The 2,040-nt window shown below is 74.0% G+C and carries 2 protein-coding genes; both read left to right on the top strand.

Going from position 1 to position 2,040, the window contains the following annotated elements; all coding sequences use genetic code 11:
- Positions 1 to 973 (top strand): acyl-CoA dehydrogenase family protein (locus AC0CYZ_RS10605; RefSeq protein ID WP_472215017.1); only part of this gene is annotated, 973 nt, incomplete at its 5' end.
- A gap of 50 nt (positions 974 to 1,023) precedes the next feature.
- On the top strand, positions 1,024 to 2,040 hold a 1,017-nt coding region (locus AC0CYZ_RS10600), incomplete at its 3' end, for an acyl-CoA carboxylase subunit beta (protein WP_472215015.1).

The raw sequence follows: 2,040 nt of genomic DNA, 5'->3' as shown, positions 1-2,040 counted from the left end.
CGGGTTCCCGGAGGCCGCGGGTGGCGACGGGGACCACCTCGACAGCGCGCTCGTCGCCGAGGAGCTCATCCTCGCCGGCGGGTCGAGCGGGGTGTGCGCGGGCCTGTTCACCCACGGGATCGCGGCGCCGCACATCGCGCTGCACGGGTCGGCCGAGCTGGTGGACCGCATCGTGCGCCCGACGTTGCGGGGCGAGCTGATCGGGTCGCTCGGCATCACCGAGCCCGGCACCGGCTCCGACGTCGCCGCGGTCACGACCCGGGCGGTGCGCGACGGGGAGGACTACGTCGTGACGGGCGCGAAGACCTTCATCACCTCCGGGGTCCGCGCGGACTACGTGACCACCGCGGTGCGTACCGGCGGCCCCGGGCACCGCGGGATCTCGCTGCTCGTCGTCGAGACCGACCGTCCCGGGGTCTCCCGCACGCGGCTGCGCAAGATGGGCTGGCACTGCTCGGACACCGCGACGATCGCCTACGACGAGGTCCGGGTGCCGGCGGCGAACCTCGTCGGCGCCGAGGGCACCGGGTTCCGCCAGATCATGGAGCGCTTCGCCACGGAGCGGATCTCGCTCGCCGTGCAGGCGTACGCGACGGCGCTGCGCTGCGTGGACCTGACGATCGCGTGGGCGCGGCAGCGGGAGACCTTCGGCGCCCCGTTGTCCTCGCGGCAGGTCGTCCGGCACCGCATCGCCCAGATGGCGCGGCGGGCGACCGTGGCGCGGACGTACGTGCGCGACGTGCTCGCGCGGTACGCGGCGGGCGCCGACGTCGTCACCGAGCTCGCGATGGCCAAGAACACCGCGGTGGAGGCTTGTGACTGGGTGGTCGACCAGGCCGTGCAGCTCCACGGCGGGGCGGGCTACCTGCACGGCGTCGAGGTGGAGCGGCACTACCGCGACGCCCGCATCCTCGGGATCGGCGGCGGGACGAACGAGATCATGGACGAGGTCGTCGCATCGAGGCTCCTGTGAACGGATGTGGTCGCCCCAGCGACGAAAATCGTTCACCTGCGCCCGCGCTCGTGAGCCGCCTCGACCCGACGTCGGCGACCTTCGCCGCGGACCGCGACGCGATGCTCGCCGCCCTGGCCGACGTGGACGCCGTCGTCGACACCGTGCTCGCTGCCGGCGGCGCGCGCTACGTCGACCGGCACCACGAGCGCGGCAAGCTCACCGCCCGCGAGCGCGTCGACCTGCTGCTGGACCCCGACGCCCCGTTCCTCGAGGTCGCGGCCCTCGCCGGCGCGCACGAGCCAGACCTCACGACGCCGGGCGCCGGCCTGATCTGCGGGATCGGGCCGGTGAGCGGCGTCGACTGCCTGGTGGTCGCGAACGAGCCGACGGTGAAGGGCGGCTCGATCACGCCGATCGGGGTCACCAAGCAGCTGCGCGCGCTGGAGATCGCGGAGCGGAACCGGCTGCCGGTGATCGCGCTCGTCGAGTCCGGCGGCGCCGACCTGCCGCGCCAGGCGGACCTGTTCGTCCCCGGCGGCCGGACGTTCCGGGAGCTGACGCGGCTCTCGGCGGCCGGGATCCCGACGATCGCGCTGGTGTTCGGCTCGTCCACCGCGGGCGGGGCCTACATGCCCGGGATGAGCGAGTACACCGTGTTCGTCCGCGGCCAGGCGACCGTCTACCTCGGCGGGCCGCCGCTGGTGAAGATGGCCATCAACGAGGACGTCGACGACGAGACCCTCGGCGGCGCGGAGATGCACGCCCGCGAGTCCGGGCTCGCCGACCACCTCGCGGCCGACGAGTACGACGCGCTGCGAATCGGGCGGCGCATCGTCGCGTCGCTGGGCCTGCCGCCCACGCCGAGCCCGGCCGTCGTCGAGGAACCCCGCTACGACCCCTCCGAGCTGCGGGGATGCGCCGCGAGCGACGCGAAGCGCGCCGTGGAGGTCCGCGACGTGCTGGCCCGCGTGCTCGACGGGTCGCGCTTCGACGAGTTCAAGCCGCTGTACGGGACGACGTTGGTGTGCGGGTTCGGCTCGCTCGGCGGCTTCCGCATCGGGGTGCTCGCCAACAACGGCATCCTC

This window comes from Actinomycetospora sp. (assembly GCF_055612215.1).
Note: the sequence above shows the minus strand (reverse complement) of the source record. Positions and strands in the feature narration are given on the sequence as shown.